General features: G+C 34.0%; 28 protein-coding genes. 24 read left to right on the forward strand and 4 right to left on the reverse strand.

From position 1 onward, the window contains the following. Positions 1-10: 10 nt before the first annotated feature. The 15 genes from NHG49_RS10110 to bcbE all read left to right on the forward strand — a co-directional run bounded on the left by NHG49_RS10110 (position 11) and on the right by bcbE (position 15,560). On the forward strand, positions 11-1,258 hold the full coding sequence (locus NHG49_RS10110; RefSeq protein WP_064474233.1) for a hypothetical protein: 1,248 nt from the start codon (positions 11-13) through the stop codon (positions 1,256-1,258). A gap of 13 nt (positions 1,259-1,271) precedes the next feature. Next, positions 1,272-1,961 (forward strand): response regulator transcription factor, encoded by a 690-nt coding sequence (locus NHG49_RS10115; RefSeq protein WP_064474232.1) that lies wholly within the window; start codon positions 1,272-1,274, stop codon positions 1,959-1,961. Further along, positions 1,958-3,319, forward strand: a complete 1,362-nt coding sequence (locus NHG49_RS10120) for a sensor histidine kinase (RefSeq protein ID WP_258125898.1) — start codon at positions 1,958-1,960, stop codon at positions 3,317-3,319. The genes NHG49_RS10115 and NHG49_RS10120 overlap by 4 nt, the downstream gene beginning before the upstream one ends. 101 nt (positions 3,320-3,420) lie before the next feature. Then, on the forward strand, positions 3,421-4,242 hold the full coding sequence (locus tag NHG49_RS10125; protein WP_064474230.1) for a peptidoglycan-N-acetylglucosamine deacetylase: 822 nt from the start codon (positions 3,421-3,423) through the stop codon (positions 4,240-4,242). Between the two features lie 14 nt (positions 4,243-4,256). Continuing rightward, positions 4,257-4,913, forward strand: a complete 657-nt coding sequence (locus NHG49_RS10130; protein ID WP_064474229.1) for a YkyA family protein — start codon at positions 4,257-4,259, stop codon at positions 4,911-4,913. Between the two features lie 159 nt (positions 4,914-5,072). After that, entirely contained in the window at positions 5,073-5,753 is a 681-nt protein-coding gene (locus NHG49_RS10135) for an MgtC/SapB family protein (protein WP_000119503.1), read from the forward strand. 96 nt (positions 5,754-5,849) lie between these two features. Continuing rightward, positions 5,850-6,371: a GNAT family N-acetyltransferase gene (locus NHG49_RS10140; RefSeq protein WP_000402429.1), complete on the forward strand. Its 522-nt coding sequence runs from the start codon at positions 5,850-5,852 to the stop codon at positions 6,369-6,371. 298 nt (positions 6,372-6,669) lie between these two features. Further along, positions 6,670-8,478, forward strand: coding sequence for an IucA/IucC family protein (locus tag NHG49_RS10145; RefSeq protein ID WP_098102688.1), 1,809 nt, complete (start codon positions 6,670-6,672; stop codon positions 8,476-8,478). A gap of 59 nt (positions 8,479-8,537) precedes the next feature. Then, positions 8,538-10,376 (forward strand): IucA/IucC family protein, encoded by a 1,839-nt coding sequence (locus tag NHG49_RS10150; RefSeq protein ID WP_142315041.1) that lies wholly within the window; start codon positions 8,538-8,540, stop codon positions 10,374-10,376. After that, a complete protein-coding gene (gene asbC, locus NHG49_RS10155; protein ID WP_098102690.1) occupies positions 10,363-11,601 on the forward strand; it encodes a 3,4-dihydroxybenzoic acid-AMP ligase AsbC in 1,239 nt (412 codons plus the stop codon). Before NHG49_RS10150 ends, asbC begins: the two co-directional genes overlap by 14 nt. Continuing rightward, positions 11,598-11,852: a petrobactin biosynthesis protein AsbD gene (gene asbD / locus NHG49_RS10160; RefSeq protein ID WP_001250755.1), complete on the forward strand. Its 255-nt coding sequence runs from the start codon at positions 11,598-11,600 to the stop codon at positions 11,850-11,852. The genes asbC and asbD overlap by 4 nt, the downstream gene beginning before the upstream one ends. Positions 11,853-11,896: 44 nt before the next feature. After that, positions 11,897-12,880, forward strand: coding sequence for a petrobactin biosynthesis protein AsbE (asbE, locus tag NHG49_RS10165; protein ID WP_098102691.1), 984 nt, complete (start codon positions 11,897-11,899; stop codon positions 12,878-12,880). Positions 12,881-12,917: 37 nt separating this feature from the next. Then, positions 12,918-13,760, forward strand: a complete 843-nt coding sequence (locus NHG49_RS10170; RefSeq protein ID WP_064474223.1) for a sugar phosphate isomerase/epimerase family protein — start codon at positions 12,918-12,920, stop codon at positions 13,758-13,760. Between the two features lie 126 nt (positions 13,761-13,886). Next, on the forward strand, positions 13,887-14,093 hold the full coding sequence (locus tag NHG49_RS10175; RefSeq protein ID WP_000113545.1) for an alpha/beta-type small acid-soluble spore protein: 207 nt from the start codon (positions 13,887-13,889) through the stop codon (positions 14,091-14,093). A gap of 237 nt (positions 14,094-14,330) precedes the next feature. Next, positions 14,331-15,560, forward strand: coding sequence for a bacillibactin exporter BcbE (bcbE, locus tag NHG49_RS10180; RefSeq protein ID WP_098102692.1), 1,230 nt, complete (start codon positions 14,331-14,333; stop codon positions 15,558-15,560). Between the two features lie 53 nt (positions 15,561-15,613). Here bcbE and NHG49_RS10185 read toward each other — a convergent pair whose 3' ends face one another. Then, positions 15,614-16,228: a LysE/ArgO family amino acid transporter gene (locus NHG49_RS10185; protein ID WP_001287293.1), complete on the reverse strand. Its 615-nt coding sequence runs from the start codon at positions 16,226-16,228 to the stop codon at positions 15,614-15,616. A gap of 118 nt (positions 16,229-16,346) precedes the next feature. On the opposite strand from NHG49_RS10185, the gene pdxR reads away from it, so the two are divergent. Next, complete coding sequence (pdxR, locus tag NHG49_RS10190; protein ID WP_064474220.1) at positions 16,347-17,789, forward strand: MocR-like pyridoxine biosynthesis transcription factor PdxR; 1,443 nt, start codon at positions 16,347-16,349, stop codon at positions 17,787-17,789. Between the two features lie 12 nt (positions 17,790-17,801). Next, the gene (locus tag NHG49_RS10195; protein WP_000816376.1) at positions 17,802-17,969 is read left to right on the forward strand and encodes a DUF3933 family protein; all 168 of its coding nucleotides are present in this window, start codon (positions 17,802-17,804) and stop codon (positions 17,967-17,969) included. A gap of 111 nt (positions 17,970-18,080) precedes the next feature. On the opposite strand, the gene NHG49_RS10200 is transcribed toward NHG49_RS10195, so the two are convergent. Then, positions 18,081-19,046: a patatin-like phospholipase family protein gene (locus NHG49_RS10200; protein ID WP_064474219.1), complete on the reverse strand. Its 966-nt coding sequence runs from the start codon at positions 19,044-19,046 to the stop codon at positions 18,081-18,083. Positions 19,047-19,133: 87 nt separating this feature from the next. Next, on the reverse strand, positions 19,134-19,280 hold the full coding sequence (locus NHG49_RS10205; protein WP_000540425.1) for a YjcZ family sporulation protein: 147 nt from the start codon (positions 19,278-19,280) through the stop codon (positions 19,134-19,136). Positions 19,281-19,504: 224 nt separating this feature from the next. On the opposite strand from NHG49_RS10205, the gene NHG49_RS10210 reads away from it, so the two are divergent. The 4 genes from NHG49_RS10210 (at position 19,505) to NHG49_RS10225 (ending at position 22,353) form a co-directional block, all read left to right on the forward strand. Then, positions 19,505-20,257 (forward strand): YwqG family protein, encoded by a 753-nt coding sequence (locus NHG49_RS10210; protein ID WP_064474218.1) that lies wholly within the window; start codon positions 19,505-19,507, stop codon positions 20,255-20,257. 146 nt (positions 20,258-20,403) lie between these two features. Then, the gene (locus tag NHG49_RS10215) at positions 20,404-21,564 is read left to right on the forward strand and encodes a transglutaminase domain-containing protein (protein ID WP_064474217.1); all 1,161 of its coding nucleotides are present in this window, start codon (positions 20,404-20,406) and stop codon (positions 21,562-21,564) included. Positions 21,565-21,663: 99 nt separating this feature from the next. Then, positions 21,664-21,861: a DUF4083 domain-containing protein gene (locus NHG49_RS10220; protein ID WP_064474216.1), complete on the forward strand. Its 198-nt coding sequence runs from the start codon at positions 21,664-21,666 to the stop codon at positions 21,859-21,861. Between the two features lie 30 nt (positions 21,862-21,891). Beyond that, a complete protein-coding gene (locus NHG49_RS10225; protein WP_088048528.1) occupies positions 21,892-22,353 on the forward strand; it encodes an NUDIX hydrolase in 462 nt (153 codons plus the stop codon). 44 nt (positions 22,354-22,397) lie between these two features. On the opposite strand, the gene nadE is transcribed toward NHG49_RS10225, so the two are convergent. Continuing rightward, complete coding sequence (gene nadE / locus NHG49_RS10230) at positions 22,398-23,216, reverse strand: ammonia-dependent NAD(+) synthetase (RefSeq protein ID WP_064474214.1); 819 nt, start codon at positions 23,214-23,216, stop codon at positions 22,398-22,400. 270 nt (positions 23,217-23,486) lie between these two features. On the opposite strand from nadE, the gene NHG49_RS10235 reads away from it, so the two are divergent. The 3 genes from NHG49_RS10235 (at position 23,487) to NHG49_RS10245 (ending at position 26,980) form a co-directional block, all read left to right on the forward strand. Continuing rightward, positions 23,487-25,367, forward strand: coding sequence for an FtsX-like permease family protein (locus NHG49_RS10235; RefSeq protein ID WP_258125903.1), 1,881 nt, complete (start codon positions 23,487-23,489; stop codon positions 25,365-25,367). Between the two features lie 115 nt (positions 25,368-25,482). After that, entirely contained in the window at positions 25,483-25,770 is a 288-nt protein-coding gene (locus tag NHG49_RS10240; protein ID WP_064474212.1) for an AbrB/MazE/SpoVT family DNA-binding domain-containing protein, read from the forward strand. Positions 25,771-26,029: 259 nt separating this feature from the next. Further along, positions 26,030-26,980, forward strand: coding sequence for a serine protease (locus tag NHG49_RS10245; RefSeq protein WP_064474211.1), 951 nt, complete (start codon positions 26,030-26,032; stop codon positions 26,978-26,980). The last annotated feature ends 13 nt before the right edge of the window (positions 26,981-26,993 follow it).

Genomic DNA, 26,993 nt, shown 5'->3' on the forward strand with positions numbered 1-26,993 from the left:
AAGATATCATATGCAGAAATGGATAGGCATTATGGGAATCATTTTTATGTTGACTGGATGTAAAATGTCTGAAGCTCCAACAAGTTTAATGAGTGCTCCCGCCAATGAAAAATGGATTAATGAACTAAAAGAGCAAATAGATAAAGATTTGCCTGTTAATTATCGATTGCTTACTCCAATGTCTAATAAAGATAAACAGATGATTTGGTCAATGGATTTTAAACAAGATAATAAGAAAGAAGCCATCTTATTTTATAAATTACCGAATGAAGATCATAGCGTATATTTAGCTGTCTATGAAGAAGTTGGAAATGGCTGGAAAGTAAAGTCCACGCATAGATTTGATGGTGGAGATGTAGATATCGTTGAAGTCGGTGATTTTACAGGGAACGGGAAGCGAGAGTTATTAATCGGAATTTCTGTAAGTCGTGAATCGTTAGAACATGTTATGTATGTTTTTTCGGAAGAAAATGAAGATATGAAGGAAATATATAATCGAAGTTATACGAAGTTATTCATAGAGGATTTAAATAAAAATGGACTGAAAGATATAAGCCTTGTTACGTATGAAAAAGATGAGAAGTTGACAGTTGAGTTTATGGAACAATTTAAAACTTTATCTGAAGCATCATTCGATCCATTTATAAATAGCATTCAAAGAATACAAATGGGCCGCATTTCTGAATCACTAAAGGCGATTGTAATTGACGCAGGTGTTGGCGCTCATTCAGGGATAACATATGTAGCAAAATTTGATAAGGGTCATTATGAGGTATTGCCTATAGATGGGAAAGAAGATTTGTTCAATGAATATGTTGTAGAAAGTAAAGATGTTAATGAAGACGGCATTATTGAATTTGTTCGTACAGTGCGTCCGCAAGGTTGGGAAGATAAATCACATGGTGATAGTCCGCTTTTTGAACGTTACATACAGTGGAGTGAATCTGGAATTAAACCAATTGAAGAAAGATATATCGATATAGAAAAAGGATATTATGTGAAAATTCCTGAAGAGTTAATTGGAAAAATTACGATACCAGATGAGCAAAAGGAATCAAATTCTCAAAAGTTTTTGGAGACAAGTACAAATGAACTATGGCTTGAAGTCCATATATTTAAGCGGAAAGAATGGTTCAAAATAAAAGGATACGAAGCAACAGTTAAAACAGCTTCTCACGTATATGCTGTACCGAAACAATCACATTTTGAAAAAGTGAAAGCATATGTAAAACCGCTAGCGGATTATCAACAAGAGTAGGGAGGTGGAAATTATGCCAACAATTTTAGTTTTAGAAGATGAAATGCCTATTCGTAGTTTTATCGTCTTGAATTTGAAACGTGCTGGATTTTATGTGTTAGAAGCTAGTACGGGAGAAGAGGCGTTACAGATTTTATGTGAACATACTGTTGATGTAGCATTACTTGATGTAATGTTACCAGGAATTGATGGTTTTCAAGTTTGTAAATCCATCCGGGAAGAAAATAAGAAAATAGGTATTATTATGTTAAGCGCACGCGTACAAAATGAAGATAAAGTACAAGGACTAGGAATTGGTGCAGATGATTATATCGCAAAGCCGTTTAGTCCAGTGGAACTAACTGCACGTATACAATCGTTACTAAGAAGAATAGAAGTACATGATGAAAAAGCGAATACGATCATATCTGGCCCGTTTTCGTTAAATGTTATAGAAGAAAGATTATATAAAAGTGGACAGTTAGTTGATTTAACCCCTACAGAGTATATGATATTACAGTATTTGATGAATCAGGCTTCAAAGCCGGTTTCACGTGATGAAATTTTAAATATGATTTGGGGAACGAATTATGTAGGTGAGACGAAAGTAGTAGATGTAAATATGAGGCGGTTACGCCAAAAGATAGAATGTAATCCATCAGAACCTGAATTTATTCTTACTGTGTGGGGAAAAGGATATGTGTGGAAGGAAAGTATAAGATGAAAAGAAAAGTGACTTTATATTTTATGACGGTCATTATACTTATGCTTGTATTATTTGAAGTCGTATTTTCAGTCTCCATTTATCGATATTATTATAATGGTATTGCGCAATATGTAGAATCTCATGCGAAGACAAGTACACGATTTTTCTCTGAATACAATTCCCTATACTTTATTCGTTTGCAAGAATACAGCGGGGATATAATTGAGAGCTTTCAGTTAGAAGGAACTGAATTACAATTAATTGATCGACATGGTACGATTATACAATCGTCAAGTGGACAAAAGGTAGAAGGTAAAGTAGTTATTCCGTATTCGTTACTAGAAGGAGAAATGTATCATCAAGTGACTGCTACGAAAGAAAATGTGAAACAATTAGAAGTGATTAGTCCACTTATTCATCAAGGACAAACGATAGGTGTTTTGAAATATACGACTGTTTTAACGAGTGTAAATGCAAAGATTATTGAAATTATTATGTTTACTATTTCAGTTGGAATTGTCATTTCTGGTATCGTATTCTTAATCAGTAGACGATTAGCGAATTCGTTTGTTAAACCTATCGAATCTATTATTCATGCTTCTTCACAAATTGCAGAAGGTACATTAAAGAAGAAAATTAAAGAAGATTATCCAGGTGAATTAGGTGAGTTAGCATATAGTTTAAATCATATGTCTAATAAAATAGAAAAAGCGGAACAGATGAAAAATGAATTCATTGCTTCTATTTCTCATGAAATACGAACGCCTTTAACTGGAATTAAAGGTTGGAGTGAGACGTTAAAAACGGTAGATCATTTAACAGAAGAAGAGATAAAGCAAGGCATGGGAATTATTTCAGGTGAGACAGACCGATTGATTCATTTAGTAGAAGAATTGCTAGATTTTTCAAGATTACAATCAAATCATTTTAATTTATATAAACAAAATGTACAAATGTACGATATACTAGAGGAGACGATTTGGCAATTAACTCCTAACGCTGAAGAGAAACAAATTCAATTTATTAATACGATAGAAAGAATTGAATTGATGGGAGATCGAAATAGGCTAAAGCAAATTTTCTTGAATATCGTTCAAAATGCTATTAAATATTCACATGAAAAAGGTACAATTCATATTGAAGCGACTAAAAATGAAGGACAAGCAGTGATCAAGGTGAAAGACGAAGGGATTGGAATTGCTAAAGAGCATTTACCGTATATAGAACAGTCATTTTACCAGATTAATAACAATGCTACAGGTGCAGGTCTCGGTTTAGCCATCGTTAAAAAAATGATAGAGCTTCATGGAGGCACACTTAATTTTATAAGTAAAGAAGGAATAGGAACAACCATTTTGATAAAACTCCCACTATAATACATATATAGGTCTGTTTATATAGTGTAATAAAATAAATAGATGTATAATTATATTGGGTGATTTATATATAAGATTAATAGGGAGAGGAATTCGATAGAATGGAAAAAGCTTTTAAAATTAAACGAGTAGTAGTCGTTTTAATAGCGATTGCAGCAGTAGCTATTGGGTATTTCATGTTTCAATCCATTACTTCACCAGCAAAGGCTGTTGCAAAACAAGAAAACGTAGTACAGCTTGCAAGTGAACAACCGAAAGTAGAAATGAATAAAACGGCACCAAGTCGTTTTAATGGAAAAGAAAGAAAAGTTGCTTATCTTACATTTGATGATGGCCCAGGGAAATATACGGCTGAATTGTTAAATATGTTAAAACAGCATGATGCGAAGGCGACGTTCTTTTTAATTGGAGCGAATGTAAAAGAATTTCCGGATTTAGTGAAACGTGAAAATGCAGAGGGTCATTATGTAGGTATGCATAGTATGACACATAATTTTGCGAAGTTATATAAAAATGGCGAGTATGTAAATGAAATGAAAGAAAATCAAAGCTTAATCGCAAATATTATTGGAAAATCACCTAAATTAACACGTCCACCATACGGTTCGAAGCCTGGATTAAATGAAGGTCTTCGAAATAAAGTGGTAGAGGGCGGTTTTAAAGTATGGGATTGGACAATTGATTCATTAGATTGGAAATATAACAAAATGCAAGTTGATGCAGCGGCAGCACAAATTGCTCAAAACGTATTAACAAATGCAACAAAACCACAGGAAGTTATTTTAATGCATGACATTCACCCACAATCAGTTGCTGCTGTGCCAGCAATTTTAAAAGGGTTAAAAGAAAAGGGTTATGAGTTTGAAGCTTATCATGAAGAGAGTCACTTTCCAGTGAATCTTTGGCATGATAACCGTATGTAATGGAGGAATGAACGTTGAAGTATGGAAAAGTAGCAGTAGTTGGAGCACTATCAGTAGGACTATTAACAGGTTGTTTCGGTGAAAAACCAGAAGAAAATCTATACACAGCTTTTGAAACAGCAGCGACACAAGAAAAATCATTAGTTGATGAAGCGAAGAAATTAGAGAAATTAGAGAATGAAGGTCAAGAGCTATATTCTCAAATTTTACAAGAAGGTAAAGATCATAATGACGCTGTTATGAAGAAAATAGAGCAAGCTACTGCAAATGTAGATGACCGTGAAAAAGTATTGAAAAATGAGAAAGAAATGCTAGAAAAAGCTCAGAAAGAAACAAAATCTGTTCAAGGAAATATAGAGAAGCTTGAAGATAAGAAGTTACAAAAACAAGCGAAAGCGGTAGAAGAGTCGTATAAAAAACGTTATGATGCATTCCAAAAGATGAATGAAAATTATACGAAGGCGTTAGCGACTGAAAAAGAACTGTATGAAAAATTAAAAGTAAAAGAAACGAAATTAAAAGAGATTGGTGAAAAAGTTAAGGCTGTTAATGAATTAACTGTGGAAGCACAAAAATCAAAAGAGCAATTTAACAATTTTACAAAAGAGTATAATGACAGTAAATTAGCATTCTACAAAGATGCAGAGATTAAGATTAAAGATCAGAAATAAAGAAGAATCTTAAGCATAATAAAAAGCCGGAGAAACATCGTTACAAATGTTTTTTCGGTTTTTTACGTTGAATGAATAGAAAAGACTGGAATTGATATCATAAAAGAGTTATAGTGAATTATTCCAAGGGAAATATTGTAAAGTAAGGAGAATGGAAATATGTCATATGAATTTTTACTCAAATTAGGTTTAGCACTCTTTTTAGGATTATTCATCGGGATAGATAGGCAGCTAAAGAATAAACCGCTTGGTGTGAAAACAAGTATGGTTATTTCTGTAGCAAGTTGTTTAATTACGATGGTTTCAATTGAAGCCGTACATGTATATTCTGTTCCAGGGCATACAAATATGGATCCAATGCGTCTAGCTGCTCAAATTGTGAGTGGGATTGGTTTTCTTGGGGCAGGTGTTATTTTACGAAGAAGTAATGATGTTATTTCTGGATTAACGACAGCTTCTATGGTGTGGGCTGCTTCAGCTTTAGGTATAGCAATTGGGGCAGGCTTTTATTTACAAGCGACGGTTGCTATGATTTTAATTATTTTAGCAATTAACGTACTTCCACAACTTGTGAAAATTGCAGGTCCGTATTCATTAAGACAAAAAGATTTATCTATAAAAATTACTGTAAAAGAGCATCATGAGTTAGATGGTATATTTAAGCAAATTAAAAATTTAGGTATGCATGTGAAACGCGTAAAAATTAAAGATATAGATAGTGGAGCATTTCAGCAACTGGAAATGGTTATTTTAGCTCCAGAAGATTTATATACAACAGAGTTATATAGTTCCCTGAAAGAGATTGATCGTGTTGTTTCAGTTGAAGTGGAAAGTAGATAATTATGATAAAAAAGAGTGAAGTGCATTCGCTCTTTTTTATTTGGATTTTTAAGGAAAAAAATTGATATAATGATGAATAACAAGGGGGGAGAAATGATGGAAATACATATTAGAAGAGCGATAAAAGATGATATACGAGGTATAGCAAAGGTGCATGTTGATAGCTGGAAAACAACGTATAAAGGGATATTTGCTGACGAATTTTTAGAAAATATAACATATGAGCAACGAGAAAAACAATGGGAAAACATTTTTCAACAAGAAGATACATACCAATATAGATTTGTAGCAGAGACGTCAGATGAAACAATAATCGGATTCATTGACGGGGGAGTGGAAAGAAGTGGTGCATATAATTGTGATGGGGAATTATATGCGATCTACCTTTTACAAGAGTATCAAGGAATGAAAATAGGACAAAAGTTATTTCAATCTCTATTATCAGAATGTATAAATAATGATATGCAATCACTTTTAGTATGGGTTGTTACGAATAATCCTTCTAAAAATTTTTATGAAAAATTTAATCCAGAAAAAATTGATACAAAATTTTTAGAGCGAGTACAGGTAGAAGAGACAGCCTATTGTTGGAGAGATATAAATAATATTATTATGTAAACTTATTCTTTGAAAGAGGTATGCCAATTAAGGTATATCTCTTTTGTTTAACTATTTTGGATGGATTACTAATGAAAAATAGTAAGTATGTAGTTTGAAATTGAGTATTTTTTTCGTGAATTTTTAACTAGATTAAAGAAAAGAGAGAAAACAAGAAAAATTAAATTAGATAAAAAAATTCTGAAATATACTATTGAATTGAATATCGTTATCAATTAGAATCATAATTGATAACGATATTCAATTGTTGTTTATTATATAAAATTTCGATAGCTTTAATATAAAGAGGAGGACCAATATGCAGCATGCGAAACAAATCGCAGAACATGCAACATTACAAAGTTTTTTAAACTGTTATTTAAGAGAAACAGGGAGTGGAGAATGGATTACAGAGGATGAAAAAATGAAAAGTATCTTCAGTAATACGTTGAATAGAGATATAGTCCCCACATATTTATATTGTCGGCTATCGGCACAACACATTACTTTGTATGGAGAAGTTATATATAAATCAGCAACAGATCGCCATTTGTTTGGAGAACAATTTTATTATCAAATGGGAGAAAATAAGAATGTTATAAAAGCAGATTATGTTACAGTTATTACGTTCTTAATAAAAGAGATGTCTATCAACTACGGAGAAGGGACGAATCCTGCTGAACTTATGCTTCGAGTTATCCGTAGTTGTCAAAATATTGAAGAATTTACAAGGGAGAGAATAGAAGATACATCTGCATTATACGGTTTCCATACATCCTTTATAGAAGCGGAGCAATCTTTATTATTTGGACATTTAACGCATCCAACTCCAAAGAGTAGACAAGGTATTTTGGAATGGAAAAGTGCCATGTATTCTCCAGAATTAAAAGGAGAATGTCAGCTTCATTATTTTAGGGCACATAAAAGTATAGTAAATGAAAAATCATTATTGTTAGATTCTACAACAATAATTCTAAAAGAAGAGTTACGTAATGATGAGATGGTTAGTAAAGAATTTATATCGAAGTATTGTAATGAAGATGAATATTCATTACTTCCAATTCATCCGCTTCAGGCAGAATGGCTATTACACCAATCATACGTACAGGATTGGATAGATCAAGGAGTACTTGAATATATCGGTCCTGTCGGTAAGTATTATATGGCAACATCATCACTTAGGACGTTATATCATCCCCAATCAAAATATATGCTTAAGTTTTCATTTCCAGTAAAAGTAACAAATTCAATGCGTATTAATAAATTGAAGGAACTAGAGAGTGGTCTTGAAGGAAAGGAAATGCTAAATACAGCAATTGGTGAAGTGTTAGAGAAGTTTCCAGGTTTTGATTTTATTTGTGATCCAGCATTTATTACATTAAATTATGGGGCAAAAGAATCTGGATTTGAAGTAATTATACGAGAGAATCCTTTTTATGGTGAACATGCAAATGACGCTACTTTAATTGCTGGATTAGTGCAAGATGCTATACCTGGGGAACGTACTCGTTTATCGAATATTATTCATCGACTAGCAGATTTAGAAGGTAGAAGCTGTGAAGAAGTAAGTTTAGATTGGTTTAGACGATATATGAATATTTCTTTAAAGCCGATGGTATGGATGTACTTACGTTATGGTGTTGCATTAGAAGCGCATCAGCAAAATAGCGTTGTTCAGCTAAAGAATGGTTATCCGGTCAAATATTATTTCCGTGATAATCAAGGGTTTTATTTCTGTAATTCAATGAAAGAGATGCTTAATAATGAGTTGGCTGGCATTGGAGAGCGTACTGGAAATTTATATGACGATTATATTGTAGATGAGAGATTTCGTTACTACTTAATTTTCAATCATATGTTTGGTCTCATTAACGGTTTTGGCACAGCAGGATTAATTAAGGAGGAAATTCTTCTCTCTGAATTAAGGTCTGTACTTGAATCGTTCCTTCCGTATAACCGTGAACCTTCTACCTTTTTAAGAGAATTGTTAGAAGAGCATAAGTTGGCATGTAAAGCAAATTTATTAACGAGATTTTTCGATGTCGATGAGTTAAGTAATCCTTTAGAACAAGCAATTTACGTACAGGTACAGAATCCGCTCGTTAGAGAAGTGGCTGTACGTTCATAAATAACGTTAAAATTTCACGTAATACAAATAATGGTATTTTTTCGTAAGGCGGGGGAGTTATGAGAGTGGACATGTATCATACGAGAATATTGAAAGCGCTTGAATCAGAAGATTACATTTCAGTACGAAGAAGAGTGTTACGTCAATTAGTAGAGTCGTTAATTTATGAGGGAATTATTACGCCAATTCGCATAGAAAACGAAGAACAAATTCTTTTTCTTATACAAGGATTTGATGAGGACAACAAAAGTGTCACGTACGAATGTTACGGAAGAGAACGAATGACATTTGGACGTATCTCTATAGATTCATTAGTAATAAGAGTTCAAGAAGAAAAACAAGAAATACAATCAGTTTCGCAATTTTTGGAAGAAGTTTTTCGGATTGTTAACGTGGAAAAAACGAAATTAGATTCTTTTATTCATGAATTAGAACAAACGATATTTAAAGATACAATTGCACAATATGAAAGACATAATAAGGTGAAATATACTCAAAAATCGTACGATGACTTTGAAAGCCATTTAATAGACGGTCATCCATATCATCCTAGCTATAAAGCGCGCATTGGATTTCAATATCGTGACAATTTTCAATATGGATATGAATTTATGAGATCAATAAAAATTATATGGATTGCAGCGCATAAGAAATATGCGGCTGTAGGTTATGAAAATGAAGTGATTTATGACAATATTTTAAAAGGTGAGATAGGCGAGCATACATTAGAAGTGTATATGGAACAAATTCACAGTGCGGGATGCGATTCAAAGCAGTACGTGTTTATACCTGTTCATCCGTGGCAGTGGGAGAATTTCATCATTCCCAATTACGCTGATCATTTACAGGATAAAAATATTATTTATTTAGGAAAATCAGAGGATGATTATTGCGCGCAACAATCGATGAGGACGTTAAGAAATGTTACGAATCCAAAGAGACCATATGTGAAGTTATCGCTGAACATACTTAACACTTCAACACTCCGTACGCTGAAACCATATTCAGTTGTGAGTGCACCAGCTATATCGAATTGGTTAAGTGATGTCGTAAGTCAGGATTCTTATTTAAGGGATAAATCGCGCATTATTTTGCTAAAGGAATTTTCGAGTGTAACGTATGATACGAATAAGAAAGCCACATATGGTTCATTAGGATGCATTTGGCGTGAAAGCGTTCATAAATATTTAAATGAGAAAGAGGATGCGGTTCCCTTTAACGGCTTATATGCAAAAGAGAAAGACGGGACACCAGTTATTGATGCATGGTTAAACAAATATGGGATAGAAAATTGGCTACGATTACTGATTCAAAAAGCGATCATACCAGTTATACATCTTGTTGTAGAGCATGGAATCGCATTAGAATCACACGGACAAAATATGATTTTAGTTCATAAAGAAGGGCTACCTGTCCGTATTGCATTAAAGGATTTCCATGAAGGACTTGAGTTTTATCGTCCATTCTTAAAAGAAATGAATAAATGTCCAGACTTTACTAAAATGCATAAAACGTATGCGGATGGAAAAATGAATGATTTCTTTGAAATGGATCGTATTGAATGTTTACAAGAGATGGTATTAGATGCACTGTTCTTATTTAATGTAGGAGAATTAGCTTTCGTACTTGCAGACGAATATGATTGGAAAGAAGAAAGTTTTTGGATAATAGTTGTCGAAGAAATTGAAAATCATTTTAGAAAATATCCACACTTGAAAGATAGATTTGAAAGTATTCAGCTATACACTCCTACATTCTATGCTGAGCAATTAACGAAGCGTCGATTATATATGGATGTGGAATCGCTTGTTCATGAAGTTCCAAATCCATTGTATAGAGCAAGACAACTTATGAAACAAAAATCAGTTGTTACAGGAGGAAATTATGCTAATCGTTAATAAACAAGAGTATAGCAAAAGTGATTTTGATTTGAGATTACAAGTTTATGAGGAAATGGAACAATTTAAAGAAGCAGAAGGAAATAGATTTGCGCTTTGTCTGAAAGATCCATTCGATATTATTACGCTTGTGTTTTTCTTAAAAGAAAAGAAATTATCAGTATTGCTTATACATGAAGATACGCCAAAAGAAACGGCTATTGAAATGGCAAAGCGTGCAAATTGTATCGGGATATTATATGGAGAATATGGCGATTTTACGAAATTAGAAGTAGTGAACGCTTTACTCGAAGAGCCTTCTTTATTGCAATATAGTTCTGGAACTACGGGAGAACCAAAACTGATTCGTAGAGCATGGGCGGAAGTGGATACAGAAATTACGGCTTATAATGAAGCTTTAAACTGTGAAGTAGATGAAGTGCCGATTGTTATGGCTCCTGTTTCACATTCATACGGACTAATATGTGGTACGTTATCTGCAATTACGCGGGGAAGCAAACCTATCATCATTACAAATAAAAACCCTAAATTCGCCTTAAATATAGTTCGCAATACAGAAAAACATATCATATATGCAGTACCACTTATGTTACATATTATGGGGAGTTTCCCGCAAGGAACGTTTCAGTTTCATAAAATTATGACATCCGGAGCGCCTTTGCCAGAAGCATTGTTTTATAAACTAAAAGAAACGACAACATATATGATGCAGCAATACGGTTGTTCTGAAGCAGGTTGTATTAGTATATGTCATGATATGAAAAGCCATTTAGATTTAGGACATCCACTACCTCATGCGAGTATAAGCATAGGTTCAGATGAAAATATGCCTGAAGAAATCGTAGTGAAAATGAACGATAAGGAAATTTTCACGAAAGATTTGGGGTATAAATCTGAGCGCGGCCTTCATTTTATGGGGCGCATGGATGATGTGATTAACGTTTCAGGATTAAAAGTCTTTCCTATAGAGGTAGAAGAAACGATGCTTCGACTAGAAGGTGTTAAAGAGGCAATTGTATATCGAGGGAAACATCCTGTGATGGGCGAAATAGTTAAAGCGAAAGTAATCTCTCATATTGATCCGGTTCGAATAAGAGAATGGTGTATACAGCATTTACCAGCTTATAAAGTTCCACATGAGATTGAAAGTGTAACTGAAATTCCGAAAAATAAAACTGGAAAAGTAAGTAGAAAGTTACTAGAGATGGGAGAGGTTACAACATGAGACGTGAAACATTAAAAAATGAAGTATTGAAAATTATGAAAGAAAAAATGGAACTGAAAAATGTAACGCATTTAGAAGAAACGATGCGTTTAAACCAAGATTTATATATAGATTCGGTAATGATGTTACAACTCATAGTTTACATAGAAATGGATGTAAAGCTATGCGTTCCAGAGGATGAGGTAGATCCAAAGGCATTTCTTACTGTAGGATCTTTACTTGATTTTATGGAGGAGCTACAGCCGGTATAAGAAGTAAATGTGAATAATTAACCTTTAGGAAAGTGGATGAGAATATGACTTCAATTAAAGTTCACTGTTTAGTGAGTTGTTTTTGTGAAATTATAAAAAGGCGTAGCGATATAGATTTCCGTCCATTTTATTTTGGATTATGGGACGGCGATTTTGATATAACAGAAGGCGGAATTATTTCGTATCACTCTGAAAACATTAACCATGATAATTACTTACTATGGTATGAAAAATTGTATGGTATGAAAGTGAACGAATGGTATGATCATGCAAAAGATAAAGATAGCAATGTAGAGACGTTTTTACAATTAGTAGAAAACAAGCCAGAAAATCGCTATGTCATTGTAATGGTTGATATGTCTCTATTGCCAGAGAGGGAAAATAAATTCCATCAAAAACCGTTTCCGCATTATTTAATGATATCGAAGACAGAGAAAGAAGAAGAATGGTTCATGCTAGATCCTGATTTTCGTTGGGAAGGGAATATGGAAAGAGAAAAAGTGCTTCACTCTGTTCAAGATAACCCATTTGGTGGAGGGTATTTCATTGATGTAGAAGAAATTCAGGAGCCAACAGAAGAAATGGTAGCGAGTTATTTCATAGAAACTTTCAAAAGAAATGACAATGAACTGACTATGGAGCTGAAAAATTTAATTATAAAAATGGCAAATGAAGAAGATGGGTATTCGCTTTCTGGTCTTGTAGCGGCAGTCAAACAAATACCAGTACTTGCGATTCGTAAATATAGTTATGAACATGCCTTTGCATACTTCCGTGAAACGTTGCAATATTCGGAGCAAGAGTTTGATTATTGGTGTGATCGGGTAGAGGATATTGTACAAGGATTTACAAATGTACAGTATCGAGCAATTAAAATGGCAATGACGAATAATAAAGGTATGTTATTATCAATTGTTGAAAAGTTGGATGTAATGAATGCAATTGAACTGCAAATTAAGGCTGAATTAGAGAGACAGTTTTTATCATGGAAAGAAATGAAAACAAACCAGTCTGTCTTAGCATTTTAAAAACCTAACTGAATTTAAGATAAGGGAGTTCAAACCTATGAAATATTCATTATGTACTATTTCCTTTCGTCATCAATTAATTTCATTTACTGATATTGTTCAATTTGCATATGAAAACGGTTTTGAAGGAATTGAATTGTGGGGGACTCATGCACAAAATTTGTATATGCAAGAGTATGAAACGACAGAACGAGAATTGAATTGTTTAAAGGATAAAAACTTGGGAATTACGATGATAAGTGATTACTTAGACATATCACTATCGGCAGATTTTGAAAAAACGATAGAGAAATGTGAACAACTTGCAATATTAGCTAATTGGTTTAAAACGAACAAAATTCGTACGTTTGCTGGACAAAAAGGTAGCGAAGATTTCTCGGAACAGGAGAGAAAAGAGTATGTGAATCGTATTCGCATCATTTGTGAAGTATTTGCTCAGCATAATATGTATGTACTTTTAGAAACACATCCAAATACGTTAACGGATACGCTGCCTTCTACTTTGGAATTATTAGGAGAAGTAGATCATCCGAATTTGAAAATAAACCTTGATTTTCTTCATATATGGGAGTCTGGTGCAGATCCAATAGACAGCTTCCATCGACTAAAGCCGTGGATACAACATTACCATTTTAAGAATATATCGTCAGCAGATTATTTGCATGTGTTTGAACCACATAATGTATATGCAGCAGCGGGAAGTCGAATTGGTATGGTTCCATTATTTGAAGGTGTGGTAAATTATGATGAGATTATTCAGGAAGTGAGAGATACTGACCATTTTGCTTCACTCGAATGGTTTGGACATCATGCGAAAGATATATTAAAAGAAGAAATGAAAGTATTAACAAATAGAAATTTAGAAGTAGTAACTTCTTAATATAAAATGATGTAAGAGTCTCTCATTGAAGAGACTCTTTTTTAAAAAATATAAATAACCAAAAATTACCATGTATTTAAATTGAAATTTAACACAATTTATATATAAATAAGGAGGTGATTGGTAATGGCTAGAAATCGTAATTCTAATCAATTAGCATCACATGGAGCACAAGCAGCTTTAGATCAAATGAAATATGAAATTGCACAAGAATTTGGTGTACAACTTGGAGCTGACACTTCTTCACGTGCAAACGGTTCTGTAGGCGGTGAAATTACAAAACGTCTAGTAGCGATGGCAGAACAACAACTTGGTGGCGGATATACTCGCTAATTGTAGAAGGTTATAGGAGAAAGGAAGGATTCTTCCTTTCTTTTTTTTTCAATTAATTGGTATGAATATATTGCGAACTAAATTCAAAGAATAGGAATAATACTATATTTTCCTCAATTTCTTTTGTTGTAAATGGGAAGTAGTAAAGATGTAATAGCCCTGGTGGAATGAAAAATTACGTTCCAGCAGGGCTATTATATGGTCAGAAATATACGATGAAAGGGTTCCGAAGCCAACATGTTAAAAAAAGAAAACTGTTGTTTAATTGCGCTTGCATCAGTTCCACTTGTTATGACATTAGGGAATTCAATGCTCATTCCAATCCTACCGACTATCGAAAAGGAATTACATATTTCATCGTTTCAAGTATCCATGATTATTACAATTTACTCTATTGTAGCCATTTTACTTATACCGATTGCTGGTTATTTATCAGATCGATGGGGACGAAAGATGATAATGGTTCCGAGTTTGCTGATTGCGGCTATAGGAGGAGCGATAACTGGTTGGGTATCATGGAAAGTTGATAATCCCTACACTTGGATATTGATTGGTAGAGCGATTCAAGGTATTGGTGCTGCTGGTGCAATGCCAGTTGTTATACCGTGTGTTGGTGATTTATACAAAGATGAAAAACAAGTTAGTACAGGTTTAGGAATCATTGAAACATCCAATACATTTGGAAAAGTGCTGAGCCCTATTTTAGGATCTGCTCTCGCTGCCATTGTATGGTTCTTACCATTTTGGGCGATTCCAGTTTTATGCGTAGTATCAATTGTTTTATTACTTGTTCTAGTAAAGGCAAAGAAACAAGAAGGAGAAGTACCGCCACTTAAAGAGTTTATAAAATCTATTATCTCTACGTTTCGAGAAAAGGGAAGATGGTTAATTGCCATTTTTGTATTAGGTGCAATTATTATGCTTATTTTATTCGGAATTCTCTTTTATTTGTCGACTATACTGGAATCAAAGTATGACATACATGGTATATGGAAAGGTTGTGTACTTGCCATCCCGTTACTTGTACTGTCACTTAGTTCATATATGGCGGGTAAAAAAATTGGAGATAATCAAAATGTAATGAAGAAGTGTATTTATATTGGTTTTTTAATGGCAGCTGCATCAGTCATCATTCCTTTATTTATAAAAGGGATCTATTTACTACTTCTTTGTCTTGTTATTATGGGGATAGGAATTGGTATGGCACTCCCATGTTTAGACGCCCTAATTACACAAGGAATTGAAAAGGAGCAAAGGGGGACAGTTACGTCATTTTATAGTTCAATGCGATTTATCGGTGTAGCAGCTGGACCACCTCTATATTCTTTTTTCATGAAGGGTGCTGACCATGAAGTGTTTTATGTAACTAGTATTTTCGCTGGTATTGGTGCTGTTATAGCAATGATTTGGATTAAACCAGCAAAAGATGCAAAGACGGTAAAACAGAAAACGGAACCTACTTCATAATCTGTAAGAGAATTGCATGGTGTTTTAAGGAACATGCAATTCTCTTTCGTTCATTAAGAATACATAACTTGTTTTAACATATAAAGCGCGACGCCCCAAATGATGAGACCCGAAAACTTATTTAATAATACGATTGTCTTTCCAGTTGAGTCTATTCTTTTTAGAAATTTCCCCGCTAAGGCTAAGCTTATAAACCAAATCCAAGAAACGATAATAGTTGCAAGTGTGAAAGCCCATTTTTCACTTCCTATGTATTGAATAGAATTTGTTCCGATTACACCGATTGTATCTAAAATTGCATGTGGATTTAATAACGAAACCGATGCAGCAAAAAGGATTTGCTTTTTTAATGGCATACTGTTTTCTTTTTTTATATCGTTGGAAGGGTTACTTCTCCAAATAACAAAGCCCATATATAGGAGAAAGAAAAATCCAATTATATATAACGTGTTAGTTAGCCAAGAAAAAGTAAGGAGTATAAGGGAGACACCCTGCACTGCAATCAATATGAGTAACGTATCACATATAGAGGCAGTTAATACTACAGGGGCTGCCCTCCAAATGTTTGGTTGGCTCGCACCTTGGTTAAAGACGAAAACATTTTGGACACCTAATGGAATGATAAGACCAAATGCAAGAATGATACCATGAATAATTGCTTCACTCATCATATTACCTCCTATTTTAATTCAGTATGATAGTGTATATTGTATAGAAGAAATGAAAATTTGTATCCATCCATATGGTTGGAGAGGTTACCAACCAAAAAGAATATAAGGTGATATGATGGAAAGATTCGTTTGGAAACCGAATATGTCTCTAGCGACTCCTCTGTATAAACAAATAGAAACGTATATAAAAGAAAGAATCGTTAATGGAGAATGGACTGTTGGAACGAAATTACCTTCACAAAGAGATTTGGCACATACATTCGGTGTGAACCGGAGTACAATTGTAATGGCTTTCGATGAACTAGTGGCAAAGGGATACATTGAAGGAAATGGCAGGAAAGGAACAATTGTTGTAAATAATAATGAGAATGCTTCAACGTACGCGCCCCCACCTAATTGGCAGTCTTATGTAGAAACAGGACTTCATTATCCGAATCTGCCTGCTATTCAAGAGATTAATCAAGCTGAATTTTATCCGCATGTAATTCGTTTAGGAACCGGGGAGCTCGCGCCAAGTCTTTTACCTGAAAAAAAGATGAAAGAGATTATGAATAAGCTTTTAGCATCAAAGGTGACACTTGGCTATGAAGAGCCGAAAGGAAGTCTCTCTTTAAGGGAAAAGATTGCGGACTATTTAAAAGGACATGGTATAGATGTAACTCCTGATTCTATATTAATTGTTTCAGGAGCGATTCAAGCGTTGCAACTTATTTCTATGGGGCTTCTTCCAAAAGGGGCATCCATCTTATTAGAAAAACCATCTTATTTATATTCTCTTAATGTTTTTCAATCAGCAGGAATGCGTTTAATTGGTATACCAATGGATGAGAACGGTTTACATGCATCATATATTACGAAATATAAGAAGCAATTTAATGCATCTATTTTATATACAATCCCGTCTTTTCATAATCCGACGAACTTTAGTATGAATGCGAAGAAACGAATAGAAGTGATGGAAATATGTAACGAAATTGGTTTGCCTATTATAGAAGACGCGGTGTACCAAGACTTATGGTTTGATGAGCCTGTTTCAAAGCCTTTAAAAGCATATGATAAAAACGGAATTGTACTACATATTGGGAGTATGTCTAAAGTTATTAGTCCAGGGTTAAGAATTGGATGGATTGTTGGATCTGAGCCAGTCATTCAAAGATTGGCAGACATAAAAATGCAAACAGATTATGGTTCAAGTTCTATATCCCAGCAAATTGCAGCGGAATGGTTTGCAGATGGATTGTATGATGAACATTTACAGTTTGTAAGAACTAAGTTGAAAAAACGTAGAGATTTTATGTTGCAAATGTTAGAGAAATATTGTCGTGATATAGCAACATGGTATGAACCGACAGGTGGTTTTTATATTTGGTTACATATGAATGTACCCGTTTCGAACCGTAGCTTATTCGACAAAGCTTTGAAAGAAAAGATTTTATTAAATCCAGGTACTTTGTATGATAGAAGTGCAAACCAATTTTTGCGTCTATCCTATTCATACGCAACGTTAGAAGAAATTGAAATAGGTATCAAAAAACTTGCACAACTAATGAAAAAGTAAGAGGAGAAAATAATGAAACAATACGTAATTTGCCAAATTATCAATGGAGAAAAATATTTAGCTGCTTATGCGGAGTCGAAGCAGGATGCAATTGAAAAAGCAGAATTGTTAGGATTACGAACGGGAAATCGATACACAGTTATTACTGCGGAAGAAGCTGAAGGGTTAACGTATCCTTAAGCAACGAATAATAATGATGCAGCAGGAAGTAAATAAGCCTAGTAATCTATGATATTACTAGGCTTATTTTTTTTGAAAGCGTTACGTGTTCTCGTATGAAAAATAATAGTATTATGAGTCAAGTTGACGGAAATACCGATTTGTTTTTCGGTCCTGATTTCCGTTTCTATAGTCATCAATATATTGTCTGAAGTTCCAAGATTGTAAAAACTTATTTGCGGCGTTATAACCAGAATTGTAAAGCCACTCTTTTTCTTCCTTTGTTAACTCAAAGTTTGTACTTGTAATGGATCCTGTTGGAATTGTAATTGTTCTTGCTTTTGATTCCTTATCTAAATGACGTAAATCATGGGCTTGCATCATTGTTTTAAAAAGTCCTTTGAACATGGAGATAGGCTCGTTATAATGGGCAGGATCAGCTTGAATCTCATCTTTTACGAAATGAAATCCAAATGTTGGCCAGCGAGGAGAGGAAGGTGAGTCGAAAATCCAAATTGGGTAATTGCTTAAAATCCCTCCATCAACCATATAACAAGGTTGCTTCCATTTTGGGGTTCTCCATTTTACCGGTTCAAAGAAGAAAGGGATTGTACTACTCATTCTTACAGCTTTAGCAATAGAGAAGCGATAATTTAAAAATCCGTAGTTTGGTAAGTCATCAGGAAAGATAACCATTTTACCATTACTTATATCAGAAGCGATAATTTTAAGTTTATTTAAATCAGGTAAATCTGTAAATAAGTGAACTCCTTTTTTTCGAAGTAATTCTTCAATCCATTCTTCTATAAATATATTAGAGTAAATACCAAGAGTAGTCCATGCGCTTAATCCTTTTCCGATAAAGGGGATTCTGTCAATAAAGGTTCTCTTCGTAAATGTATTATAATCGATATCAGTTATAATCGTTTTTAACTCTGAACAAGAATATCCTGCTGCTAGGAGCGCAGCGATAATGGAACCAGCTGATGTTCCAGCTACACGCTCCCATTCATAGCCTTTTTCAGCTAACGCGCAAATTGCCCCTACATGTGCAATCCCGCGTACACCGCCTCCTTCAAAAACACCATCAATCTTCATCAATCATACTTCCTTTCGAATAAAAGATTTGAAAATGGAAAAAAAGCACGTATTGTACGTGCTTTTTTACAATAGTTTTTAAATTTACTAGCAGCCTACAAAGCCGCCCCAACAGCTAGCTCCGATGATGATTAGAAGGATAAATAAAACGATTAATAAAGCGAAACCTCCATAACCACATCCACCACAACTACCGCCGTAACCGTAACCGCCGCAACTATATCCGTAACCCATGTGGAATTCCTCCTTAAATTAAAAATAAAAATGGACGAGGGGAAAATGTACTGGAAGAAATAATGAACTATCGTGTTTGTAGGAACAATGTATACTATGCTTTTTTTAACTTGTTCGCGTATGAAGGAAGAGCCCGTTTTTTTGGAGGCTTGTTGTTTTTACAAAGAATGGAGTATAATTTTTGTGCGATGATACAAATAAGTATGTAAATATAAGGAGAATTTATGAATAAACAAATTGAAGTATTAATTGATAAATATGGGCTGACACATTTAAAAGAAGAACTTATTAATACTGTATTTCCTAGTGTGAAAGTTGTGCCAAAGCAGGAGGAAACAGTTGCGGTAGGTAGTTCGAAAATGGGAGGAGTTCCTGATTTACCATCTGCATTTGAATACCCAATGTACAAAGGAAACCCGTTACAGTTTATCGCTCAATTTAATTTAAATGATTTACAAAATGTTGGTATGGAGCACAATCTACCTAAGACAGGAATATTATACTTTTTCAGCGTTGAAAATTACTTTGAAGAAGATGTGAATCCAACTGAAGCGGGACGTGTACTTTATTATGATGTTCCTGTAGAGCAATTACGAAGGGCCGATGAATTGCAAACAAATTATAACCAGTGTGCAACTACTTTTGAACTGACATATAAATTGCCAGAGCTTTTCATTGAAGATGAGGCTGATTCAGATCGTTTCTTACAATTGCTTGAAGAGTTAATTCCAGATAACTACGATAACCATCAAATGTTTGGTGAGCCATTCTCTGTACAAGAGGAAGTATTATATGAGACAGGAGAATATATGGGGATCGACCCGCAGCAAATGACACTTCTATTCCAAATTGACTCAGATACTAAAAATTGTAATATGATGTGGGGAGATTTAGGGATGCTTTATTTCTGTATTGGAAATGAAGACTTGAAAAATCAACGTTTTGAAAATGCATGTTGCGTATTACAAACTTGTTAAGAAAAAAGGTTGTTCTTGTAAAAAGAACAACCTTTTTACAATGTTAAATATGCATAATCTCATATGACCTATACGAAAAAGTATTGTATACTCTGAAACTATACGATACTTTTTTCGTATAGTTATAGAATGTAAGGAGTGACGAGATGGGAAAGACAAGTAAGTATGTGACAGCTACCCTGCTTTGTTCAACAATAGTAATGGGAGGCTTACAGGCGTCATCTGTATCTTATGCAGCTACGAATTCAACTGTAGCGACATCACAATCAGATGCAAAGTTGTTAAATGATGTTAGAAAAGAATTAAAAAAACAGGTTGATAATCGAGAAGAAAATATTACAATCACATATAAATCAAAAGATAGAAATGCTAGAAATGTTATGGACCAATTGTATGGCGAGTTTAATAAAGTTGTAGACGCAGATGAGTATGTAAAATATAATGTAGCGTCTACTAAATATTCTATTAAAGGATTACCAGGAAACTATACGTTTACACTGCAAGTGAAATACCGTGAATCAAAAGAGCAAACACAATATGTGAAATCTCAGGCAAAAGCAATTATCGGTTCAATTGTAAAACCAGGAATGGATGAGCATGAGAAAGTAAAAGCTATTCACGATTATGTTGTGAAACATGTATCTTATGATACGTCTTATAAAGCGTATACAGCATATGAAGCATTAGCGAATCGTTCTGCCGTTTGCCAAGGATATACGTTATTAACATATGAATTGCTACAAGAAGCGGGTATCCAAAATCATATTGTAACAGGTACAGGAAATGGACAAGCTCACGCATGGAATATAGTGAACATTGAAAACAAATGGTACCACCTTGATACGACATTCGATGATCCAGTACCGGATAAAGCTGGGCGCGTAACATATTCATATTTTAATATGTCTGACGAGCAATTAAGTAAAGATCATGAATGGGATCGTAGTAAATACCCGGCGGCAACTACAAGTTACTTTAATGAATTAACAAACAAAATAAAAGCGGATAGTTCAAAAACTGCTACGTATGAACAAATGTTAAAAGAAACAAATTTAAAATATTTGTCTGCACAATACGGAGCAGATAATTATAGTGAATTTAAGAAAAAATTACAGCAACAATTCGCTTCTAAACCAGAAAAGGTAGAAGTACGATATAAGCAATCTATGGATGGAACGATGCAAGATATAAAGAAAGTGTTAAATGAAATAAATTGGCCAAAAGGTGCAAAACGTGTATCTTATGAAGTAGCACCATATAGTGCAATGGCAGATTATTCATTAGCGACAATTACATTTACTTATTAATTAAGAAGAGCATCTTGGAAAGGTGCTCTTTTTATTATGTATCACTTTAAAAAACAGAATTGTGTGATAAAATATAAAAAGGAAGGATGTGGGATTTGAATGAATTTGTTCGAAAGTAATATTTTTACATTGATATATACTTGTTTAGTAATCGGACTTATCGTTTTGTTTTTCCTATCATTTACTTTGTTCCATAGAAGATTATTGCAAAACAGCGCTGCAAAAAAACAACATGTAATTAATATGAATAAGAAGCTAGATCGAATGATTGAATTGCTTGAAAAAGATAAGAAATAATGATAGAAGATGTATGAAAAGGGGAAGAGGATGGCTAATTATATAAAAGAATTACGTGAAAAAGTAGGTCACGACTGTGTTCTCATAAACTTTGCGGGTGGTTGTGTGTTGAATGAACATGGAGAAGTATTACTACAAAAAAGAGGTGATTTTAACGCTTGGGGATTTCCTGGCGGTGCAATGGAAATTGGAGAATCTGCCGCAGAAACCGCGATTCGAGAAATAAAAGAAGAAACAGGTTATGATGTGAAAATAAATGAGCTTATCGGGGTGTATACAAAATATTTTCAAGCATATCCAAATGGAGATAATGCCCAGTCAATTTTAATATTCTTTTCATGCTCAATTGCCGGAGGAGAGCAAAAAGTAGACGGTGATGAAACGTTGGAATTGAAGTTTTTCCCGCTAAACCAAATGCCACCATTGTTTAATCAACAACATGAGGATTGTTTACAGGACTTACTAGAGAAAAGAGTAGGGGTGTATCGTTAACATAAAAAAGAAGCTAATGAGGTTAGCTTCTTTTTTTATATAATTTATTTCCACCAATCATCAAACATAGACGCTGGTACTTGTCTTTTATGTTCGCTCACTGTGTAACGTTTTTCAATTTTTTCTGCAACGTCAGCTGGAACTACTTTACCTTCTAAATAATCATCTAGTTGATCATATGTAATGCCTAACTCTGTTTCATCAGCTTGACCTGGTTTTTCATCTAATAAATCAGCTGTTGGCATTTTTAAGTAAAGTCGCTCGTCTGCATCTAATTCTTGTAATAGAGCGCGTCCTTGGCGTTTCGTTAATCCCGTTAATGGTAATAGGTCTGCACCACCATCTCCGAATTTTGTAAAGAATCCTGTAACAGCTTCTGCCGCGTGATCAGTTCCAATCACAAGTAGCCCTTGTTGACCACCGATTGCGTACTGCGTAACCATACGGATACGTGCTTTCACGTTACCTTTATTGAAATCTGTTAATGATTCACCTAGTACGTTTTCGTATTGATTTGAGAAAGTATCAACTGTTGACGCAATATCAAATGCAACAGATTGATCAGCTTGAATAAATTGTAATGCTAATTGCGCATCATCTTCGTCTTTTTGCACTTTATAAGGAAGGCGCACTGCGATAAACGTTGCGTTACCACCTTCATTACGAATTTCCTCCACTGCAAGCTGAGCTAAACGTCCAGCTAATGTAGAGTCTTGTCCGCCACTAATTCCAAGTACAAATCCTTTCGCACCCGTTTTTTTCACATAATCTTTTAAGAAATCAACACGTTTACGGATTTCTGTTTTCGGATCAATTACAGGCTGAACATGTAATGCTTTCATAATCTGTTCTTGTAATGTCATTATGTTTCCTCCTATTCGTATTAAAGCGGTAAATAAGTTTATATGTATATTGGCACATACTTCTATCCTTTATTATTTCGCAAAACTAACGAATATACAATAGGATGCGTGTATGAATATGAATGTAGTCATTATAATGAAACTGCTTCATTTAAGCAATTTTTTTGAAACCTTTCAATAATGTAAGGTTTTTGTCATTTGAATCGATGGAAGCTATTTCCGCATTTTACTAATATAAGAACATAGTTAGCAGAAGGGCGGAGAAGTAATATGAACATTAGAGAACTCGCATACCGGAATGTAACACGAAATAGACGAACATACTCAGCATATTTTTTAAGTAGTGCATTTGCAATTATGGCCTTTTTTGTGTACTCATTTTTTGCGTTTCATCCGGCATTAAGCGCTGGAGAATTGGGGCAGTATGTATTCGTAAGTATGTCTTTTGCACAGTCCATTATTTACTTATTTACGTTTTTCTTTATTTTATATTCGATGGGAATGTTTTTAAAAACGAGAAAGCGTGAATTAGGAATTTTAATGATGTTAGGTATGACGAAATATCAATTAAAGCGTCTTATCTTCTTTGAAAATATTATGATTGGAATAGGGGCCATTATTTTTGGGATACTTGCTGGAATGCTGTTTTCCGGAATATTAATATTTGTAGCTCCGATGATATTAAAGTTAGATATTTCCTTAGCTTATTACATACCAATGAAAGCCATTGTTGTAACGAGTATTATGTTTTTCGTATTATTTATGATCATTTCATTGTTTAGTGCAGGAATGATTCGGAAAAATAAAATTATGAAATTGTTTAGAGGATCAGCAGAAGCGAAGCCGGAACCGAAAGCTTCCATTATTTCTTCTATATTAGCAGTCATATTGCTTAGTGCGGGATATGCAGGAGCGCTTCTGTCACACGGCGCAATGGTATTTGTCATGATGATTCCTGTTACAACGGTAGTCATTATTGGTACGTATTTGCTGTATAAGCAGTTGAGTGTCTTTATTATTAGACTATGTAAAAAAAGTAAACGTTTCTATTGGACACAGACAAATATTGTTACGTTATCAGATTTAGCTTACCGTATGAGAGACAACGCCAGAATGTTCTTTATTGTAACTATTATTTCAACTGTAGCATTTTCAGCAATAGGTACATTAGTTGGTTTCGCATCAATGACGAAAGGAATTATGGAGAGACCAATTGCGTTTCAGTATCATTCTAAGCAAGGAAATAGTAATGAATCACAACATTTGAAGCTGATTGACGAAGGATTAAAGAAGCATAGTATAGCAGCTGCTAAAGCTACTATTTCAACGAAAAGGACAGAGGAGCAGTCGCTAAGAAGCGTCATTTTCATAAAAGCATTAGATTATAAGGAGTATGCAAAGTTAACAGGAGAACCATTTCAAACTGTTGCAAATAAAGAAGCTTTATTTTTATCAGTCGATATACCAGGACCACCGATGAAAGAAAGAAAAGAAATTACTTTACCACATTTGAATGAATCTTTAAAAGTGAAAAAAGTTAATACTTCTTCATTAAGTAAAATACTAAGAGGTAACGTTTATGTAATCTCTAAAAATCAATATGACGCATTACAAGATGGATTTAAAGAGGAAAAAGATTATGTGTACAAAACAGAAGGAACGAAAGATGAAATAGAGGTTGGTAAAGAACTTACTCATCAAATGAAGACTTATGAAGAACATGCAACGTTTAGTGCAGAAGAGTATGAACAAAACCAAAGTTTACAAATCGCAGGACCAATTCTATTTGTAGGTTTCTTTATCGGTATAGTATTTTTCGTATGTGCAGGAAGCTTCCTTTACTTCCGTTTGTTTTCTGATTTGGAGGATGATACTCGTTTGTTTGAAATGATTCGAAAAGTAGGCTTAACGAGTGGAGAATTATCGAAAGTAGTTACAATTCGATTGGCACTTTTATTCTTCGTTCCAATAGGTGTTGCAACATTACATGGAGCAGTAGCGTTAACTGCTCTGGGACAGATGTTTGAGTATTCACTATTTAAAGAAAATGCGATTGTATTAAGTATTTTCGTAGGAATTCAAATTGGTTACTTTTTACTGATAAGATCCCGTTATTTAAAACAATTGAAAGAGAGATTACGCATTCGTTAAATGTGTTTTTTTAACTTGAGTACAAAATTTTCTAAAAAGAGACAAGTATTACCAAAAAGTGATAAAATGGAAAGAGCGAGGTGGAAAAACTAATAGAAAGTAAGGGGGAATTAATATGAAAGCAACAGGAGTTATTCGAAAAGTAGACGAATTAGGACGAATTGTTATTCCTAAAGAATTACGTGATGTATTGGGAATACAAATCAAATCACCACTTGAAATTTTCGTAGAAGAAGATAAAGTCATTTTACAAAAATATCAACCTTACAATGCTTGTCAAATAACAGGTGATGTTTCAAATCAAAACATATCATTAGCAAATGGAAACATTACTGTTAGTATAGATGGAGCGAAACATTTAATAAAAGAAATAGAGAAGTTTTTAAATAAGAGTGAGGTTTAGTCTTAATTTAATTTATTTTTAAAATTTCATATCATTCTTTAAAAACTATAAAAGGACCATTAAATTGGTTCTTTTATTTATCTCGTAATTTTTCGTGTCTAAAAATTACGAGATAAATAAAAGAGTAGTATAAAATTAGTAAGCTATATTGAGAAATATTTTTAAGGAAGGAAAACGAAACGAATAAAACGAATGTTACATTTAAACCTTTTCAAAAGTGGTCTGAAATGAAAATAATATATTTTCAGGAGGGATTACGATGAATAGTAGTACAGCGAATAAACAAAAAGGTATACAATTGATTCCTTTTACAGTAGATAAGGTGGTTGAACAAGTAAATGAAATTCCACCAGGTGTACAACTCATTCATGCTCCACAAGTATGGGAGAAGAGTGCGAAAGGAAAAGATATTGTTGTTGCCGTATTAGATACAGGTTGTGATGTGAATCATATAGATTTAAAGGATCGTATTATCGGTGGAAGAAATTTCACGAAAGATTACGAAGGGGATCCAAATATTTATCTTGATAATAACGGACACGGTACTCATGTAGCGGGGACAATTGCAGCGACTGAAAATGGGGTCGGTGTTTTAGGAGTCGCACCACTTGCTAAAATGTTAGTGTTAAAGGTTTTAGCGGGAGATGGTTCTGGAAGTTATGAGCAAATTATTGAGGCGATTCATTATGCTGTAAATTGGAGAGGACCTAATAAAGAAAGAGTTAGAGTCATTTCAATGTCACTTGGTGGCCCGCAAGACGTTCCAGAATTACATGAAGCAATTCAAAATGCGGTAAGGCAAGATGTTCTCGTCGTATGTGCTGCTGGGAATAATGGAGATTGTAATGATAACACGGAGGAACTGGACTTCCCAGGTGCGTACTCAGAAGTAATTGAAGTCGGCGCTGTTAATTTAGAACGGAAAATCACATGTTTTAGTAATTCGAATCAAGAAATTGACTTAGTGGCGCCAGGCGATGAAATTTTATCTACGTATCCTGAAGGGAAATATGCGGTATTAAGTGGAACTTCTATGGCGACACCGCATGTCGCTGGAGCGCTCGCATTGCTTATTAAGCAGTGTGAGAGAGAATATGGTAGAAAATTATCAGAGCCAGAAATATATGCACAACTTATTAAAAGAACTATACCTTTAGGGTATGAACGTACATCTGAAGGGAATGGATTAATAGATTTATTAAAAGAATAGCAAATACGAAAAA

This window comes from Bacillus sp. IBL03825 (assembly GCF_024712505.1).
Taxonomy (GTDB): domain Bacteria; phylum Bacillota; class Bacilli; order Bacillales; family Bacillaceae_G; genus Bacillus_A; species Bacillus_A wiedmannii.

Bases quoted from the DNA above. Each gene is read 5' to 3' on its own strand.
- NHG49_RS10125 (WP_064474230.1), top strand. From the start codon at position 3,421: ATGGAAAAAGCTTTTAAAATTAAACGAGTAGTAGTCGTTTTAATAGCG.
- NHG49_RS10110 (WP_064474233.1), top strand. From the start codon at position 11: ATGCAGAAATGGATAGGCATTATGGGAATCATTTTTATGTTGACTGGA.
- NHG49_RS10135 (WP_000119503.1), top strand. From the start codon at position 5,073: ATGTCATATGAATTTTTACTCAAATTAGGTTTAGCACTCTTTTTAGGA.
- NHG49_RS10120 (WP_258125898.1), top strand. From the start codon at position 1,958: ATGAAAAGAAAAGTGACTTTATATTTTATGACGGTCATTATACTTATG.
- NHG49_RS10235 (WP_258125903.1), top strand. From the start codon at position 23,487: ATGAACATTAGAGAACTCGCATACCGGAATGTAACACGAAATAGACGA.
- NHG49_RS10175 (WP_000113545.1), top strand. From the start codon at position 13,887: ATGGCTAGAAATCGTAATTCTAATCAATTAGCATCACATGGAGCACAA.
- NHG49_RS10205 (WP_000540425.1), bottom strand. From the start codon at position 19,280: ATGGGTTACGGATATAGTTGCGGCGGTTACGGTTACGGCGGTAGTTGT.
- NHG49_RS10240 (WP_064474212.1), top strand. From the start codon at position 25,483: ATGAAAGCAACAGGAGTTATTCGAAAAGTAGACGAATTAGGACGAATT.
- NHG49_RS10210 (WP_064474218.1), top strand. From the start codon at position 19,505: ATGAATAAACAAATTGAAGTATTAATTGATAAATATGGGCTGACACAT.
- asbE (WP_098102691.1), top strand. From the start codon at position 11,897: ATGACTTCAATTAAAGTTCACTGTTTAGTGAGTTGTTTTTGTGAAATT.
- NHG49_RS10115 (WP_064474232.1), top strand. From the start codon at position 1,272: ATGCCAACAATTTTAGTTTTAGAAGATGAAATGCCTATTCGTAGTTTT.
- NHG49_RS10185 (WP_001287293.1), bottom strand. From the start codon at position 16,228: ATGAGTGAAGCAATTATTCATGGTATCATTCTTGCATTTGGTCTTATC.
- bcbE (WP_098102692.1), top strand. From the start codon at position 14,331: ATGTTAAAAAAAGAAAACTGTTGTTTAATTGCGCTTGCATCAGTTCCA.
- NHG49_RS10220 (WP_064474216.1), top strand. From the start codon at position 21,664: ATGAATTTGTTCGAAAGTAATATTTTTACATTGATATATACTTGTTTA.
- NHG49_RS10245 (WP_064474211.1), top strand. From the start codon at position 26,030: ATGAATAGTAGTACAGCGAATAAACAAAAAGGTATACAATTGATTCCT.
- nadE (WP_064474214.1), bottom strand. From the start codon at position 23,216: ATGACATTACAAGAACAGATTATGAAAGCATTACATGTTCAGCCTGTA.
- asbC (WP_098102690.1), top strand. From the start codon at position 10,363: ATGCTAATCGTTAATAAACAAGAGTATAGCAAAAGTGATTTTGATTTG.
- NHG49_RS10145 (WP_098102688.1), top strand. From the start codon at position 6,670: ATGCAGCATGCGAAACAAATCGCAGAACATGCAACATTACAAAGTTTT.
- NHG49_RS10225 (WP_088048528.1), top strand. From the start codon at position 21,892: ATGGCTAATTATATAAAAGAATTACGTGAAAAAGTAGGTCACGACTGT.
- NHG49_RS10215 (WP_064474217.1), top strand. From the start codon at position 20,404: ATGGGAAAGACAAGTAAGTATGTGACAGCTACCCTGCTTTGTTCAACA.
- NHG49_RS10140 (WP_000402429.1), top strand. From the start codon at position 5,850: ATGGAAATACATATTAGAAGAGCGATAAAAGATGATATACGAGGTATA.
- NHG49_RS10150 (WP_142315041.1), top strand. From the start codon at position 8,538: ATGAGAGTGGACATGTATCATACGAGAATATTGAAAGCGCTTGAATCA.
- NHG49_RS10195 (WP_000816376.1), top strand. From the start codon at position 17,802: ATGAAACAATACGTAATTTGCCAAATTATCAATGGAGAAAAATATTTA.
- NHG49_RS10170 (WP_064474223.1), top strand. From the start codon at position 12,918: ATGAAATATTCATTATGTACTATTTCCTTTCGTCATCAATTAATTTCA.
- asbD (WP_001250755.1), top strand. From the start codon at position 11,598: ATGAGACGTGAAACATTAAAAAATGAAGTATTGAAAATTATGAAAGAA.
- pdxR (WP_064474220.1), top strand. From the start codon at position 16,347: ATGGAAAGATTCGTTTGGAAACCGAATATGTCTCTAGCGACTCCTCTG.
- NHG49_RS10200 (WP_064474219.1), bottom strand. From the start codon at position 19,046: ATGAAGATTGATGGTGTTTTTGAAGGAGGCGGTGTACGCGGGATTGCA.